The sequence below is a fragment of the Clostridioides sp. LIBA-6822 genome, from assembly GCF_056688955.1.
In genome coordinates this window covers 2,150,265-2,168,644 of sequence record NZ_CP196995.1, presented here as the reverse complement: position 1 = coordinate 2,168,644, position 18,380 = coordinate 2,150,265, and the positions used below count along the sequence as shown (strand labels likewise).

Genomic DNA, 18,380 nt, shown 5'->3' with positions numbered 1-18,380 from the left:
TGAGGGAGGATATTATGAATTTTAAAAAATTAGGAATATTAGGTTTAGTAAGTGTTTTTACACTAGCAACAATAACTGGATGTTCTTCAAATAATGATAAGGATAAAAGTAGTGCTAAAGATGATTCTTCTAAAAAAGTGACTATGGTACTTGATTGGACACCAAATACAAATCATACTGGATTATATGTAGCACTTGATAAAGGTTACTATAAAGAAGAAGGTCTAGATGTGGAAATAGTTCAACCACCTGAAAGTGGAGCTGAGACTTTAGTTGCAACAGGTAAAGCGGACTTTGGTATAAGTTATCAAGAACAAGTTACTTATGCAAAGACTAGTGAAGACCCACTTCCAATAAAAGCTGTAGCAGCTGTTATACAACATAATACTTCTGGGTTTGCATCACCAAAAGAAAAAAATATAACTACAGCTAAGGATTTTGAAGGAAAAACTTATGGTGGTTGGGGCTCTCCGTCAGAAGAAGCTGTTTTTAAAGCAGTTATGAAGAAAAATGGAGCTGATTTTAATAAGTTAAAGATAGTTAATACTGGTCAAGATGATTTCTTTGCAGCTATGAAAACTGTAGACTTTGCATGGATATTTGAAGGTTGGGATGCAGTTAAGGCAAGTTTAATTGACTATGATTTAAACTTTATACCAGTAAAAGATTTAGATGAAAGATTAGATTATTATACACCACTTATAATTTCTAATGAAACTGTACTTAAAGATAATCCAGAACTAGCTAAGAAATTCTTAAAAGCTACAACAAAAGGTTACGAATATGCAATTAAAAATCCAGAAGATGCAGCAAAAATATTAGTAAAAAATGCACCTGAGGTAGATGAAAAATTAGCATTAAAGAGTCAAGAATACCTAGCAAGTAAATATAAAGACGATGCACCTAGATGGGGAGAAATGAAAGACAGTGTATGGAATAACTACACATCATTCTTAAAAGAATATAAATTAATAGATAAGGATATGAAGGCAAGTGATGCTTACACAAATGAATTCTTACCACAATAAAAAAATAAAAGTATCTATAGAAAATGTATCAAAAACATATAAAGAAGTTGAAGTTTTAAAAGATATAAGTATTGATGTCTATGAAGGTGAATTTGTTTCTATATTAGGTCCAAGTGGATGTGGTAAAAGTACTATCTTTAATATTATAACTAAACTTACAGATTATAATAGTGGTAAAGTAGATATAAGTGGGAAATACAGTTACATGTATCAAAAAGACTTACTTTTACCATATAAAACTATAATAGATAATGTGTCACTACCACTGGTATTAAAAAAAGAAAAAAAGAGTAAAGCAAGGGAAATGGTAAAACATTATTTTGAAGTCTTTGGTCTAAGTGGATATGAAGATAAATATCCATCAGAACTTTCTGGAGGAATGAGACAAAGGGCAAATTTCCTAAGAACTTTTATAAATTCTAATGATATAATGCTTTTAGACGAGCCTTTTGGAGCGCTTGATTCATTGACTAAGACATCTATGCAAAAATGGCTTTTAGATGTTAAGAAAAAGGTAAATTCAACAATACTTCTTATAACTCATGATATTGATGAAGCTATAATGTTGTCAAATAGAATTTATGTTATTTCAAAAAAGCCTTCAATAATAAAAAAAGAATTTATAGTAGATAGTAGAGAATTGAATGAAGATAACCTTGAAAATGTCATTAAACTTAAGAAAGAAATAATATCTTTATTATAAAAATTCTATATGTGTTTTATTCAATAAGTATTAAACTTAGCAATCCAAAATGTAATTATACATTTTGGGTTGTTTTTTAGTTATACGTCAAAATTTTATATATTATGTTAATAATAATCATCTACTATGATATAATATTTAATTAGAAAAGAAGGAGGTTTGATAATGCAAATAGATATGAATAAATTAACTCCTATGATGAAGCAGTATCTTGAAGTAAAAAACAGATATAAAGATTGTATACTGTTTTTTAGATTGGGAGATTTTTATGAAATGTTTTTTGAAGATGCATTAGTAGCTTCAAAGGCTCTTGAAATAGCATTGACAGGAAAAGCTTGTGGTTTAGAAGAACGTGCTCCTATGTGTGGTGTGCCTTTCCACTCAGCCAATTCATATATATCAAAATTAGTTGAAAATGGATATAAAGTAGCAATAGGTGAACAAATGGAAGACCCATCTACTGCAAAAGGAATTGTTAGAAGAGAGGTTATAAGAGTCATCACTCCTGGAACCGTTTTAGATGGAAATTTACTTGAAAATAAAAAAAATAATTATTTGTTATCTTTGTATAAGGATGGTTCTAATATAGGGCTAACTTATGTCGATATAAGTACAGGAGAAACCAATGCAACATGTTTGAATGAAGATAAAGTAATTGAAGAGATTGCAAAAATCCATCCTACAGAAATAATTATAAATGATTTAAACTTTATAGAAAAACTTAGAGATATAGCTACTGTAAGTAATATATACATAAATGAAAGTTTTAGTGATAACTATTTGGACATAAACATATTAAGAGAATATTTTCCAGAGGTTTATCTACAAAAACTAAAGTTTGATGATAAAGGTCTTATAAAGTCAAGCTTATCAATTCTTCTGAATTATATATATAATACTCAAAAACAAATAACATCTAACATTAATAATATAAATATATACAATTCATCAGAATATATGGTTCTAGACATGTTTACTAGGACCAATTTAGAGCTTACCCAAACTATAAGAGGTAATAAGAAGAAAGGTTCATTATTGCATGTTCTTGATAAAACTTCAACAGCAATGGGAGGTAGACTTTTAAGAAAATATGTTGAAGAGCCTTTGATAAATAAATCTAAAATTGAAAATAGATTGGATGTAATAGAAGAGATAAAAGATGACTTTATATTAAGAGAAGACTTAAATGATATACTCAAAAATATATACGATATAGAAAGAATATGTGGGAAAATAGCTTTTGAAAGGGTAACACCAAAAGAATTAATTCATTTAAAAAATTCAATAGAAAAGTTACCTAATTTAAAAGACACAATAGATTTATCAAATGCAACAATACTAAAAGAGTATGTTTCAGAAATGGATAAACTAGATGATATATACAATTTAATAGATGAATCTATTTTAGAAGAACCTACAATAACTATAAAAGATGGAAATATAATTAAGTCTGATTTTAGTGATGAGCTTAAAGAATTAAGAGATATTTCTAAAAATGGAGCTTTTCTTGTAAAAGAAATAGAAAATAGAGAAAGAGAAAAGACAGGAGTTAAATCATTAAAAATAGGTTTTAATAAAGTCTTTGGTTACTATATAGAAATAACAAAAGCTAACTTTAAACAGGCAAAACTAGATGAGACATATATAAGAAAACAGACACTTAGTAATGCAGAAAGATATATAACTCCAGAATTAAAGGAAATAGAAGAAAAGATATTACATGCTGAAGAGAAAATTAAGTCTCTAGAATACGAGATATTTGTAGGTATAAGAGATACTATATACAAAAATATAGATAGAATACAAAAAGTAGCTAAGACTATAGCTAATATAGATGTTTTTGTATCTCTTGCAACAGTTGCACACATAAATAACTATGTAAAGCCAGCAATAAATGAAGATAATAAGCTTGATATAAGAAATGGTAGACATCCAGTTGTTGAAAATATAGTAGGTGAGGAAAATTTTGTTCCAAATGACACATATCTAAACCGTGGGGAAAATATTATTAACATAATAACTGGTCCTAATATGTCTGGTAAATCAACATATATGAGACAAACTGCTATAATAGCACTTATGGCACATATAGGTTCGTTTGTACCAGCTGAATATGCTGATATTCCAATTTTAGATAGAATATTTACTAGAGTTGGAGCTAGTGATGACTTATCTCAAGGTCAATCTACTTTTATGGTAGAAATGAACGAAGTATCTCTTATACTAAAAAATGCAACAGAGAGAAGTTTAGTTATATTAGATGAAATAGGTCGTGGAACCAGCACTTATGATGGTATAAGCTTAGCATGGTCAATAGTGGAATATATTCAGAAGAATATTAGATGCAAGACTTTATTTGCAACTCATTATCATGAACTTACTGATTTGGAAGAGGAGTTTGAAGAGGTTAAGAATTATTCAATAGCAGTCAAAGAAGATGGAGAAGGAATAATATTTTTGAGAAAAATAATTCCTCAAGGGGCGGATAAGAGTTATGGAATATATGTTGCTAAATTAGCTAAATTACCAGATGAAGTTATAGAAAGAGCAAAATATATACTTAAAGACTTGGAAAAAAATCATGTTTATAACAGTGTAGCAATAAATGGAGATAAAGAAAAAACTAATGTGCCTAATATCAACTTAGATGAAGAATTGCTTAAGGTAAATCAAAGCAATTTTAAGAACAAATATGAATCTTTAAAAATAGAGCATGAACTTGTCGTAAAAGACTATAAACATATAAAAAAGGATTACGATAAATTAAATTCTAAATTTAAATTATTAAATGATGAAGTTGCTTTAATAAAGGAAAATGATGATAAAGAGAAAACTAATAAAGAAGATTCTGTAAAAGAAGTAGCCTTAACTCAAATATCTTTTGATAGTGTAAAAAGAGATATACTATCAGAAGAAATTTTAAACCTAGATATCTTAAATATGACTCCATTAGATGCAATAAATTCTCTTTATAATCTTCAAAAAAAAGCAAAAGAAATAAAATCTTAGAGGTGTACAAATGAAAAATATAATTAACATCCTAGATGATTTGACTATAAACAAGATAGCAGCAGGTGAAGTTGTAGAAAGACCTTCTTCTGTAGTGAAAGAACTTATTGAAAACTCTATCGATGCAGGTGCAAATAAAATTTCTATAGATATAGTTGATGGAGGCAAGAGTTTAATTAAGATTACAGATAATGGAATAGGAATACCTTCAAGTGAAGTTGAAAAATCATTTTTAAGACATGCTACTAGTAAAATTAAAAAAATTGATGATTTATACGACTTATATTCTCTTGGTTTTAGAGGAGAGGCCTTAGCATCTATTTCAGCTGTATCTAAATTAGAGATGACTACTAAAACAAAGGACGAGATTATAGGAACTAAAATATACGTTGAGGGTGGAAAAATAATATCAAAAGAACCAATAGGTTCTACTAATGGAACTACAATCATTATAAAAGATATTTTCTTTAATACACCAGCAAGACAGAAGTTTTTAAAGTCTACTCATGCAGAAACTATAAATATAAGTGATTTAATAAATAAACTTGCAATAGGTAATCCAAACATTCAATTTAAATATACAAATAATAATAAACAAATGCTAAATACTCCAGGAGATGGTAAGCTTGTAAACACCATTAGAAGCATATATGGAAAAGAAATAACGGAAAATATAATAGATGTGGAGTTTAAGTGTAATCACTTTAAAATGAATGGATATATAGGTAATAACAATATATATCGTTCTAATAAAAACTTACAACATATCTATATAAATAAAAGATTTGTAAAAAGCAAAATAATAATAGATGCAATAACAGAAAGTTATAAGTCTATAATCCCAATAGGTAAACATGCAGTTTGTTTCTTAAATATAGAAGTAGACCCATCGTGTATAGATGTAAATATACATCCTAATAAACTTGAAATTAAATTTGAAAAAGAACAAGAAGTGTATATAGAACTTAGAGATTTTTTGAAGGTCAAATTGATACATTCAAATCTTATTGGAAAATATGCTACTTATACTGATAAAAAAACACAACCTAGAATTGCTATTAATAACAGAGAAAAAAGTACAGATTGTGAATTGAAAAATAATAATTTATTAGAATCTAATCTTCAAAATAACAATATTACTAAAGATGAAGTTATTGAAGTTGTAACTTTATCGAGTGAAAGACCAACAAATGAATTTCAATCTGTAAGTGAAGTCTTAAATGCAAGTGTAGAAGATGAATTAAAAAATACTAAGTATCTAAGTGAAGATGATGCAAATGACAATATACAAGAAGAATTTCAAGTTGATGGCTCCAGAAACGAAGATAACTATTATATGGAAAATAGTGTTAGAGATAGTGAAGAGAAGTATTTAGATAGTTCAAAACGTAAGTTTTCCTTATATGGATATTTTGTAATTGGAGTTGTGTTTAATACTTATATAATTTTAAGTAAAGATGATTCTATGTATTTGTTGGACCAACACGCTGCACATGAGAGAATATTGTATGAGAGATATATGGAAAAGTTCTATAGACAAGATATCAATATGCAAATACTTTTAGACCCAGTGGTAATTGAAGTGTCAAATGTAGATATGCTTCAAATTGAAAACAATTTAGAGTTATTTATGAAATTTGGTTTTGAACTAGAAGTATTTGGTAATAATCATATAATGATAAGATGTGTTCCAACTATATTTGGAGTTCCTGAAACTGAAAAATTCATACTCCAAATAATTGATAATATAGAAGAGATTACGAGTAATTATGATTTAAAAGGAGAACGATTTGCATCTATGGCATGTAGGTCTGCTATAAAAGCAAATGATAAAATATATGATATTGAAATAAAAAGCCTATTAAAACAGCTAGAAGAGTGTGAGAATCCATTTACATGCCCTCACGGAAGACCTATAATGGTCGAAATATCTAAGACAGAAATAGAAAAAATGTTTAAAAGAATTATGTAAAATATTTGGGTAGTTAAAATATATGGAAAGGAATATTATGAAAAAAATACCACTTATAATACTTACAGGTCCAACTGCTGTTGGAAAGACAGATTTGTCAATAAAATTAGCAAAGGATATGAATGCAGAGATAATTTCAGCAGATTCCATGCAAATATATAAATATATGGATGTTGGAAGTGCAAAAGTTACAGAGGAAGAGATGCAGGGAGTAAAGCACTATCTTATAGATGAAGTTAAGCCTGACTATCCATTTTCAGTCTCAGAGTTTCAACAAAGGGCAAAGAAATATATACATGAAATAAATCAAAAGGGAAAATCTGTCTTAGTAACTGGAGGCACAGGGCTTTATTTAAATTCTTTAATATATAATATGGATTTTGCAAAATCAGATGCCAATAATGAATTAAGAGATGAGCTTCAAAATCAGCTTGCTGAAAATGGAATAGATTACATGCATGATAGACTAAAATCACTTGATGAAGAAGCCGCTAATAGAATTCATAAGAACAATACTAAAAGAGTTATAAGGGCACTTGAAGTTTGTCTAAGTGGCAAGAAAATGAATGACTTTTCAAGTGATTTAAAATTCAATGAAGAGTATGAACCTATAATAATAGTCTTGAATAGAAACAGAGAATATTTATATGAAAGAATAAATATGAGAGTTGACATTATGCTTAGAAATGGACTTGTTGAAGAGGTCAAAAAACTTTTAAGTATGGGATTTAAAAAAGACATGATATCCATGCAAGGTATAGGTTATAAAGAGATATTAAAGTATCTAGATGGAGAATATACATATGAAGAAGCTATCGAAATAATCAAAAGAGATTCTAGAAGGTATGCAAAGCGTCAGATAACTTGGTTTAAAAGATATGAGACAGCAAAATGGTTTGATTTAGACACATATGAAAGCATAGATACATTAAAAAATGAAATAATCTTATATATTAAAGATTCTATAAAATAATATATAATTTTTTAAGTATACAACTTAATATTGAAAATTTATCATAACTTATATAGAATATAAGGTAGGAATATTTTAGAAGTTCAATTTAATCTTGGGAGGGTACAAATCTAATGAAAAATACAGTTTTAAATTTACAAGATTTGTTTTTAAATAATGCTAGGAAAGAAAGGATACCTGTTACTATATATTTAGTTAATGGCGTGCAAGTTAAAGGGCTTGTAAAAGGATTTGATAGTTATATAATATTAATAGAAGGAGATAATAGACAACAAAACATGATTTATAAACATGCTGTTTCCACTATACAACCTGGAAAGTATATTAATCTAACAAATCAAAACAATAATAATAACAATAATAATAACAACAGATAGATAATTAATTTAATTTAAAATGATTGAGAGGAGACTTATACTAACCTATAAACTATGATTTATTTGTTTTAGTAAAATAGTCTCCTTTGACATGTTTAAATAAAACCATAAAGAGACAGGTGATAAAATGCTTAATGAGACAAAGGAATTATTAAAAGATTACTATGGGATAGATAATGATACTTTTAAACTATCACAAGAAGTAATGGAAGATATAAAAGATAAGTTTGAAGAACTAAAAGAAATAAGAGAATATAATCAATATAAAGTTTTAAAAGCTATGCAAGAATCTAAACTAAGTGACATGCACTTTAACTGGACTACAGGGTATGGATATAATGATATTGGTCGTGAAAAAATAGAGGAAATCTATTCTAAAGTTTTTAATACAGAAGATGCTCTTGTAAGGCCAATAATTGTAAATGGAACACATGCACTTACTTTATGTATACAAGGTATAGTTAGACCAGGAGATGAGATTCTGTCTGTTACTGGTAGACCATATGATACTTTAGAGGGTGTTATAGGGATAAGAGAAGAAAAAGGCTCATTAAAAGAGTATGGTGTTACATATAATGATGTAGATTTTTTAGAAGATGGGAATCTAGATTTCGAAGGAATTAAAAATAAAATAAATGATAAAACTAAACTTGTTATGATACAAAGGTCAAAAGGATATTCTTGGAGAAAATCACTTTCAATTAGTGATATAAAAGAAGCTATTGATGTAATAAAGTCTGTCAAACCAGAAGTTATAGTAATGGTTGATAATTGCTATGGTGAGTTTTTAGATACTAAAGAGCCTACTGATGTTGGAGCAGATGTTATGGCTGGTTCTTTAATAAAAAATCCTGGTGGTGGACTTGCATTGACAGGTGGATATATAGCTGGTAGAAAAGATTTAATTGAACTTATATCTTATAGAATGACTTCTCCTGGAATAGGAAAAGAATGTGGTCTTACTTTTGGAACTACTAGAAATGTACTTCAAGGATTCTTCTTAGCACCTTATATAGTATCTCAGGCTGTAATGGGAGCTATCTTTTGTTCAAGAGCTTTTGAAAAATTAGGCTATGATGTATTGCCAAAATACGATGACTTAAGGAGTGATATTATTCAATGTATTAAACTTAATGATGCTGATGAGGTAATAAGTTTTTGTGAAGGGATACAAGAAGCTGCACCAGTTGATTCTTATGTAAAACCTGTTCCTTGGGATATGCCTGGATATGAAAGTGAAGTCATAATGGCAGCAGGAGCTTTTATCCAAGGTTCTTCTATAGAATTAAGTGCAGATGCTCCAATAAGACCTCCTTATAACGTCTATTTCCAAGGTGGACTTACATTTGACCATTCAAAAATGGGAACTTTAAAAGCAATTGAATTTATAAAAAAACTGAAAAAATAAGCATATTTTTTATTAAAAAGGTCAAAATATTTATTAGTATATTATGATGAAAATTGAAGGGTGATAATATGAAAGAGCAAATTAAAGAAAAAGTAAATTCTCTACAAGATGAAATGATTTCTTCAATACAAGAAAGTGTAAAAATACCTAGTGTTATATCTGAAGCAACTGAAAACTGTCCTTTTGGTAAAAATGTAGATAAGGCTTTAAGAGGTATATTAGACTTATGTAAATCTCTAGGATTTAAGACAGTATATAAGGATGGATATTATGGATATGCAGAAATAGGACAAGGTGAAAAAATGATAGGTATACTTGGTCATGTTGATGTCGTTCCAGAAGGTGATTTAGAAAGTTGGAATCATCCTCCATTTGAAGCTGTTTTAGAAAATGGCAATTTATATGGAAGAGGAACACAAGATGATAAAGGACCTACAATAGCAGCAATTTATGCAGTAAAAGCTCTTATGGATTTAAATGTAGACTTTAACAAAAGAATAAGATTTATTTTTGGGGCTGATGAAGAAAATCTTTGGAGATGTATAAATAAATATAAAGAAAACAATGAAGAAATTCCAAATTACGGATTTACTCCAGATTCTAGATTCCCAATAACAAATGCAGAAAAAGGTCTTTTACAAGTTCATTTAACTTGTGATAGTAAAAGTGACATAGAATTATCAGTTGGAAAAGCCTTAAATGCAGTTCCAGGGAAAGCAATTTATATTGGAAAATATTCTGACAAATTAAAGAAAGAACTTGATAAATTAAACTTTGAATATACTGTTGAAGGAAATAAAATATGTATAATAGGGAAAAGTGTCCATTCAGCAGCAAGTGATACGGGTATAAATGCAGTAGCTAGACTTTGTATAGCTCTTAATAATATAGGTATAGATTCTAATATAATTAAGTTTTTAGCAGAAGTCATTGGAGAAGATGCTAATGGAAATAATATAATTTCTAATTGTAAAGATGATGTATCTGGCAAACTAACAGTAAATATAGGTAGAGTAACTATTGATAGTGAAAAAGAATTTGCTGGAATAGACATAAGAATTCCAGTAACATACAAAAAAGATGATTTTGTAAAAGAATTAAAGAAAATGACAGATAAGTACAATTTAACTTATAAGGAGTATGATTTCTTAGATTCAATCTATGTTCCAGAAGACACACTTCTTGTTAAGACACTTAGAAAAGTATACGAAGAAGAAACTGGTCTTGATGGAACACCACTTTCATCTGGAGGAGCAACTTATGCAAGAGCTTTAGATAATTGTGTTGCATTTGGAGCTATTTTCCCAGGAAAACCAGAAACAGAACATCAAGCTAATGAATATTTAATAGTAGAGGATATTGTAAAGGCTACTCAAATATATGCTCTTTCTATTTATGAATTATTAAAGATTTAATATAATATAAGGCTGTCTTGTAATAGGATTTTTTCTAGGAAAAGACAGCTTTATTGTTGTATTATCAAATATATGATATGAAATAGTAGTAATATTTATATTAGGAGGAATCATATGAAAATAGCTATATTTTTGGGAGCAGGAGCTTCAGCAGCAGAAAATTTACCTATTCAAAATGAATTATTTAGTGAATACTTTAAAAAGCTAAATCCTAAAAACTATAATACCAATATGAATAGAGAATTATATAATTTTTTTAAACAGATGTTCAATATTGATATAGTGAAAGATAATCTAGATAATGCAAATTTTCCTACCTTTGAGGAAGTTTTAGGACTTTTAGATTTAGCAGAACAAAGAAGAGAGGCTTTTAGAAACTTTGGTTTAGAGAATCTAAATAACAGAAGTGATAGTATACGTTTTTTAAGACAATATTTAATACTGTTAATGGCTGAAGCAATTCATAATACACCTAGAACAGACAATAAATATCATAAACTTTTAGTTGAAAATCTTTTAGAAAACGATTTACTTCTTGACACCACTTTTATTAGTGCAAATTATGATATACATATAGACAATACAGTCACTGGTTTAAGAGATAAAAATAATTCACCAATTATGCTTGATTACGGTGTAGAATTTACTAATTTTAAAGAAGAAATAAATTGGAGAAAACCAAAAGAACCACTAATAAAATTATATAAGGTGCATGGGTCATTAAATTGGCTTTATTGCCCTATTTGTAATAGTGTAACCCTTACGCCACATGAAGGTGGTGTCATGAAACTTATTGAAAATAGTTCAGAGACAAAATGTCTAGAATGTGGTGAATTAACAGAACCTATTATAGTTCCACCAACATATTTTAAGAATATGTCAAATATATTTTTAAGTAATGTATGGAATGAAACAGAAAAAACTTTAAGAGATACTGACCTTTTAATATTTTGTGGATATTCATTTCCTGAAGCTGATATGCACATAAAATACATGTTAAAAAGAGTACAGACAAATAGAAAAAAATCTCCACTTAAAATAATGGTTTTTAACAATCATTCACAGAAACAAAGAATTACGTTAAAGAAAGAAGAAGGAAGATACAAACGTTTTTTAGGAGAAGATGTTATATTTACTGATAATTCTTTTCAAGATTTTTCTGTAAATCCATTGAAATTTATAAAAAATATATATTAGTATGGTATATAATGGAATAAAATCTGATAGAAATAAAATGAATTTAGGTATATAATATAAAATAAAACATAGGGGGTATATAAAGATGAAGGTTTTTGATTTAACTCATGTGACACATAATGACATGCCTGTATATGCAGAGCCTAATAGACCAGACATCAAAAAAGTAGCAATTATTGAAGAAAATGGTTATCAAGAAACACTGATTAGTGTATTTTCTCATAATGGAACTCATATGGATTCACCAAGACATATGTATACTAAAGGTGAGACCCTAGATAAATTGGATATAGAAAATTTTGTTGGAAATGCTTATGTACTAGAACTTGAAAAAGGTAATAGGAATATAGAGTTAGAATATCTAAAAAAATATGAAGATGAAATAAAAAGTAGTGATTTTATAATATTTAAATCAGGTTGGTCAAAGTTTTGGGATAAAAAGCAGTACTATGTAGGTTACCCTACATTAACAGAAGAAGCTGCAAATTATATAGCTGATACTAATATAAAAGGTATAGGTATAGACATGCTATCAGTTGATAGATATGATACATCAGTTTTTGAAGTTCATCATATTTTATTTGAAAAAGGAAAAATAATAATAGAAAATCTTACAAATCTAGAAAATGTTCCAGAAAAATTTCTATTTATAGCAGCTCCATTTAAGTATAATGATGCCGATGGTGCTCCAGTAAGAGCGATAGCTATCGTAGAGTAATATCCCAAATAGGGTTAAAGATAACAAAGTATTTAAGGAGAAAAGAGAAATATGAGTGATTTAAAAGACAAAATTATGAAAGAGCAAGATGAAAATGAAGTGAATATGAATGAGACTAAAATATATAATGTTTTGGACAAATTAAATATTGAATATGATGTAGTAGAACATGAAGCTGTATATACAGCAGAACAACTAGTCATTTTAGATGAAATAACAAAAGGGTGTCAATGTAAAAATTTATTTTTAAGAAATGCTAAAGGAAATAAGTATTACCTTATTGTAGTTAAAGGAGAAAAACAGGTTGATTTAAACTCACTTAAAGATAAGATAGGAAGTTCTAGATTATCATTTGCTTCGCCTGAGAGATTATACAATGTACTTAAACTTCTTCCTGGAAGTGTAAATCCTTTTTCATTGATAAATGATACAGAAAGAAAAGTGGAGCTTTACATAGACAAAGATGTAATTAAAGAAGATTACTTAAATTTTCATCCAAATATAAATACTAAAACTGTAAATATATCTAGAAAAGGCTTTGAAGAATTTTTGGAATATTTAAAATATCCACTACAAAGTATTGATATTTAAGTTTTTATAATGGAAGCAAATCTTAATTAGCTAATCGAGGGGAGAAAAAATGTTTGGAGTAATAGCAAATAGTTTAGCCATTGCAGGTGGATGTATAGTAGGTCTTATAATCAAGGGAGGATTACCTCAAAGAGTAAGTGATACCATAATGAATGGAATCGCCTTGTGTGTATTGTATATTGGTATATCAGGAGCTTTAGAAGGAAAAAATACTTTAGTAACAATAATATCTATAGCTATAGGTGCCTTAATAGGAGAATTAATAGATATAGATAAATGGGTAAATAAGTTAGGAGCTTTTTTACAAAGCAAATTTTCTAAAGGAAATAAAAAGGATTCTATTGCAGAAGGTTTTATATCATCTAGTTTATTATTTTGTATAGGAGCTATGGCTGTAGTTGGTTCGCTTGAAAGTGGTCTTACAGGAAGTCATGATACTTTATTTGTAAAATCCGTAATAGATGGTATAGCTTCTATTATATTTACTGCTTCTTTAGGTATAGGTGTAATGTTTTCTGCAATATCTGTATTTTTATATGAAGGTATTATCTGTGTAGGTGCATCTTTTCTAAATGGATTCTTAAGTGACCCTGTAGTTACAGAGATGACAGCAGCTGGAAGTTTATTGATTATAGGCCTTGGTTTAAATGTACTTAAACTAACAAATATAAAAGTAGCAAATTTATTGCCAGCCATATTTATACCAATATTATTTGGCGTATTTGGAATAATTTAAAGAATAATAATCTAAGATTTGTCTAATTTTTTTAAAAACTTTAGACAAATTTTTTATTTAGAAGGAAAATAGCTTTTATCATCAAATTAATAATTATAGTATAAATAAGTTTAATATTATGATTATAAAGTTTATATTAAATTTATTTTATTGATGAAACTAATGGGGAGGTTAAAACTCAATGATTACTTTTGATGTAAATGGAGCTATTATCAGATTTGATGATACGAAAAATAATTATAATAAGATAAGGAAAATCTTTAAACTATACGCTTTAGAAATTTCTAAAAACTTTGAGAGGGATTGTTTAAATAATTTTCAAAACCTAAAACAAATATCAGATAGAGGGTTAAACTTAGGAGAAAAATATATAGAGGAATCTTTTAAGAAAGGCATTGAAACTATAGTAAGTTTTGGAATTATAACTATAGATATCGATACCTTTAAAAGTGTTTATTGCGAAAAATACTTGGATTTTAAGAGACTTTTTAATAATTTGAATAAAACTTTTATTATTCCAAATAAAAATAAAAAAAATGGTCATGCTAGTTTTTTGGAAATCGAATCAACCGTAAAAAAAATGAGTAATTATTTATATAATGATTGTTTTAAAATTCATTATGCTGTCGTGGATGCTCTTATAGAAAATAGAGTAACTGAAGTACATTCTTATATTGATGAAGAGTCTATAAAAAAATCTAATGCATTATTTAATAATTATAAAGATGGTTTTATTGGGAAGGCTGACGAATGTAAGGTTGTAAAACAAATAATAACTTTAAATCCATATAGAGAAGATGTATACGAATTCTTGGTAAAAGAAGATGGAGATTTTAGTAAGGAAATTGAGAGATTAACTGAATTTTTAGGTTATGATATAAAAAATTATAAAGCCTCATTAATGGACCTTTATATAAATGAGTTAATGGAGAGTGATGAAAGTGATGTTGAAAATGCAAAAGAAAAGATAGAAAAATATGCTAAATATATTGGATGCAGTGATGAGAATTTATATATAGCAAGAATTAATGCTATATATACTTTTGCAAATGCATAATTTTATTAAATATTAAATAAAAACATCAAATTATATAAATTTAAATTAAGAAATAAACTTATAAATAAAAAATAACATTTATCAAAAACCATTCTTTAAAAAGAGTGGTTTTTATTTGTGCTAATTTTAAACAAAAGTAGTATGTCAGACATAATTTAAATTGAAAGTAAAAGACATCATATTGACAAAATGAAAGTAGATTGGTATAATAAAATAGTCAATATGATGTCTTAATTTTAATGATTCATATTGTATTGAATAAAATATTTTAAATATGCAAATAACAAATAATTATTATAAGGAGAAATGAATTATGAAAATAAATGTATACAATTTAGAATCATTTGTAGATGAAAGACTTAAGATTATGGTTTCAGATTTAACACCAAATACTAAACTCAAAGTGAGTATGAAAATGGAATTTCCATGGTGTAAGGGAGAAGAATTCTCATCTTATGGAGTATTTTATTCAAACGAAAAAGGAGAGATAGATTTAGATTCTGTTAAACCTATAGAAGGCACTTATAAAAAGGCTGACTGTATGGGATTAATTTATTCGCTGGAAAAATCTAAAACTGAAGGTAAAAGTTTTGCAGAAAATATATCTATTGATAAACCAATAATCATGAATATGATATTTGAAACTACTACTGAAAGAAAAGAAGTTGAATTGAAGAGATTATTTAAAGCAGAAGATATTACCACAAAATACATATCTGATGAATTTATAGGAAAGTTATTTCATAAACAAAACTCTAATAATAAAACAATTTTAATGTTAGGCGGTTCTGATGGGAGTTTAGATGCTTTAGACTTTTTAGCCGCTCCACTTGCATCTAGAGGATTCAATGTACTAACAGTTGCATACTTTGCCTTAGAAGGGTTACCAGATAAGTTAGAAGAAGTTCCATTAGAATATTTTGAAAAAGTATTTAAGTGGATTAGTGAAAATGAAATTACTAATACTAAAGAAATCTTTGTACATGGAACATCAAAGGGTGGAGAATTAGGACTTTTACTTGCTTCAAGATATGAACAAATAAAAAAAGTGGTAGTATCACAACCTCATACTTATTGTTTTCAAGCTCTTAATGGAATGCTGAATGGAAAGGATACTTCATCATGGTCATATAAAGGAGAACCAATTCCATATATCAATGTAGATAATGATATATTTTTTGAAGAGCAGGAAAAAGATATATCAAAAGGAATTCCTTTTGGATTTGCTAGTACTTATAAGAAAAGTTTTGAAAGGGCAGATAATAAAGAAAATGCTAGAATAAAAATAGAAAATTCTAAAGCAGATATACTTATGATTGCTGGGAAAAAAGATAATATATGGAATAGTTATGATGCTTGTTTGGATGCATTAGAAATACTTGAAGAAAATAATTATCCATATAAAGTAGAATTATTAACATATAATAATATGGGACATCCATTACCAATTCCATATATTATACCTCTACGAGAGACATTATGTGTAAATATGGGTGGAGGAATCTTTTCTTCAGGTGGGACTATAGAAGGAAATACAGAAGGACAGTTTGAATCATGGAAAAGAACTATTGAGTTTTATAAAGAACCTATATTAAGTAATATAAACAACTAAAAATATATATGGCTTTCCATATATGCACAAAATCTATCAATTTTATAAATTTAATTTATTGTTTATGTAATTTGCATGTTATATACTAGTTTTAACGACATTGATAATTTATAAACAATTATAAGGTTGTAAATTTATAAGAGTTATTGAAAGGTGGAGTGAAGTTATGGAAAGACTCACTAGAAGAGAGCAACCCCATATAAAATTTGGAATGTTCAAAATACGAATTCCATTTATACATTACAGATTTGAGAAACCAGAAGCTATTCAAGGAATAATATCAAGTATGACGAGTTTAGGAACTATTGGCCTTAGTACGCAAATTTTGGGATTGCCTTATGAAGTAGCATGGAGTATGGCTATAATCAACTCTATATTATACTGTTTACATGTATTTATGGGAGACCCAGTTGTACCTGGTTGGATTACAGCTTCTATAACTCTTACAACTGCATATTTGTTAAAGTTCAACATAGGTATTGAAAGAATACAAGCATTGACAGCTTTGCAAATAGATTTAGGAATTATATTTATTTTGATGGGATTAACTGGTGTAGCTGGTAAATTAGTTAGTAAAATACCAAATTCTATTAAAGGTGGGATACTAATGGGGGTTGGTATATCTACTGTAATATCAGAATTTAGCCCTAAAGGTAGATTTGATTCTTACCCAATAGCTATAACAGTAGGAATATTAGTTGCATGTTTTGTAATGTTTTCTGAAAGATTTGATACTCTAAAAGTTAAGAATAAATTTTTATTTCATTTAGGAGAATATGGAGTAGTATCAGCCATTTTAGTGAGTTTAATCGTAGGTATATTTAGTAAGGAAATAGGAATTCCTAATCTTAGCTTTGATAATATAATTTATATAGTAGACTTAAAAAAACTTATAAATACAGTGTCTCCTTTTGGAATAGGTTTTCCGAGCATGATGCTATTTATACAAGGGTTACCAATGGCTTTTATGATATACATAATTGCATTTGGTGATTTCATAACAGGTGAAAACTTAGTACTCTCTGAAAGTGAAAATAGAAAAGATGAATATATAGATTTCAATTCAAATAGGTCTAATGTTATAAGTGGTATAAGAAACATTATTATGGCAGTTATTTCTCCATATATACCAATGTGTGGCCCATTGGCTGCAACACTTACTGGAAGTGTTGCTCAAAGGTATAAGGTTGGAAAAGAAGCGATGCAGTCTATTTTTAGTGGCATGGGTACATTAGTATGGGTTTCAGCTATTTTTATATGTTTTTACCCAATTGCACAGATTGCTACTCCTCTTATACCATTAGCATTATCAGTCACACTTTTAGTTCAAGGTTATTTATGTACAAAGTTATCAATGGAACTATGTGATACTGGTGTAGAGAAAGGATTGATTGGACTTATGGGAGGTGTAATTGCTGCTAAAGGAGGAACATGGGGACTTGTTGTAGGTTTTATACTGTATTTTGTTTTAATTGATTCTAAAAAGAGAAGAGAAAAAAATATTAATTCAACAGAAGACTATGTATATGAAATATCAGATAAAAAGAAAAGCATTTAAAGTAAAATATGAGTTGTCATTATCTA

At 27.9% G+C, this 18,380-nt stretch carries 15 protein-coding genes; all 15 read left to right on the top strand.

Going from position 1 to position 18,380, the window contains the following annotated elements; genetic code table 11:
• Positions 1-14 precede the first annotated feature (14 nt).
• On the top strand, positions 15-1,028 hold the full coding sequence (locus tag ACTG48_RS10405) for an ABC transporter substrate-binding protein (protein ID WP_021384723.1): 1,014 nt from the start codon (positions 15-17) through the stop codon (positions 1,026-1,028).
• Complete coding sequence (locus ACTG48_RS10400; protein WP_021384746.1) at positions 997-1,731, top strand: ABC transporter ATP-binding protein; 735 nt, start codon at positions 997-999, stop codon at positions 1,729-1,731. The genes ACTG48_RS10405 and ACTG48_RS10400 overlap by 32 nt, the downstream gene beginning before the upstream one ends.
• Positions 1,732-1,896: 165 nt before the next feature.
• On the top strand, positions 1,897-4,740 hold the full coding sequence (gene mutS / locus ACTG48_RS10395) for a DNA mismatch repair protein MutS (RefSeq protein WP_021384739.1): 2,844 nt from the start codon (positions 1,897-1,899) through the stop codon (positions 4,738-4,740).
• A 10-nt stretch (positions 4,741-4,750) separates the two neighbouring features.
• Positions 4,751-6,712: a DNA mismatch repair endonuclease MutL gene (gene mutL / locus ACTG48_RS10390; RefSeq protein WP_479918765.1), complete on the top strand. Its 1,962-nt coding sequence runs from the start codon at positions 4,751-4,753 to the stop codon at positions 6,710-6,712.
• A gap of 37 nt (positions 6,713-6,749) precedes the next feature.
• Positions 6,750-7,685 (top strand): tRNA (adenosine(37)-N6)-dimethylallyltransferase MiaA, encoded by a 936-nt coding sequence (gene miaA, locus ACTG48_RS10385; RefSeq protein ID WP_044213472.1) that lies wholly within the window; start codon positions 6,750-6,752, stop codon positions 7,683-7,685.
• 113 nt (positions 7,686-7,798) lie between these two features.
• Positions 7,799-8,062 (top strand): RNA chaperone Hfq, encoded by a 264-nt coding sequence (gene hfq, locus ACTG48_RS10380; protein WP_021384721.1) that lies wholly within the window; start codon positions 7,799-7,801, stop codon positions 8,060-8,062.
• 127 nt (positions 8,063-8,189) lie between these two features.
• Positions 8,190-9,470 (top strand): methionine gamma-lyase family protein, encoded by a 1,281-nt coding sequence (locus ACTG48_RS10375; RefSeq protein WP_479918764.1) that lies wholly within the window; start codon positions 8,190-8,192, stop codon positions 9,468-9,470.
• A gap of 68 nt (positions 9,471-9,538) precedes the next feature.
• Positions 9,539-10,885, top strand: coding sequence for a M20 family metallopeptidase (locus tag ACTG48_RS10370; protein ID WP_479918763.1), 1,347 nt, complete (start codon positions 9,539-9,541; stop codon positions 10,883-10,885).
• 114 nt (positions 10,886-10,999) lie between these two features.
• Positions 11,000-12,082, top strand: a complete 1,083-nt coding sequence (locus ACTG48_RS10365) for an SIR2 family protein (RefSeq protein ID WP_021384714.1) — start codon at positions 11,000-11,002, stop codon at positions 12,080-12,082.
• Positions 12,083-12,167: 85 nt separating this feature from the next.
• Positions 12,168-12,800 (top strand): cyclase family protein, encoded by a 633-nt coding sequence (locus tag ACTG48_RS10360; protein WP_021384730.1) that lies wholly within the window; start codon positions 12,168-12,170, stop codon positions 12,798-12,800.
• A 51-nt stretch (positions 12,801-12,851) separates the two neighbouring features.
• Entirely contained in the window at positions 12,852-13,391 is a 540-nt protein-coding gene (locus ACTG48_RS10355; RefSeq protein WP_021384713.1) for a prolyl-tRNA synthetase associated domain-containing protein, read from the top strand.
• A gap of 49 nt (positions 13,392-13,440) precedes the next feature.
• On the top strand, positions 13,441-14,127 hold the full coding sequence (locus tag ACTG48_RS10350) for a DUF554 domain-containing protein (RefSeq protein ID WP_021384712.1): 687 nt from the start codon (positions 13,441-13,443) through the stop codon (positions 14,125-14,127).
• Positions 14,128-14,308: 181 nt separating this feature from the next.
• Positions 14,309-15,184 (top strand): hypothetical protein, encoded by an 876-nt coding sequence (locus ACTG48_RS10345; protein ID WP_021384715.1) that lies wholly within the window; start codon positions 14,309-14,311, stop codon positions 15,182-15,184.
• Between the two features lie 313 nt (positions 15,185-15,497).
• A complete protein-coding gene (locus tag ACTG48_RS10340; protein ID WP_479918762.1) occupies positions 15,498-16,796 on the top strand; it encodes an acyl-CoA thioesterase/bile acid-CoA:amino acid N-acyltransferase family protein in 1,299 nt (432 codons plus the stop codon).
• A 166-nt stretch (positions 16,797-16,962) separates the two neighbouring features.
• The gene (locus ACTG48_RS10335; protein ID WP_021384708.1) at positions 16,963-18,354 is read left to right on the top strand and encodes a benzoate membrane transport family protein; all 1,392 of its coding nucleotides are present in this window, start codon (positions 16,963-16,965) and stop codon (positions 18,352-18,354) included.
• Positions 18,355-18,380 lie beyond the last annotated feature (26 nt).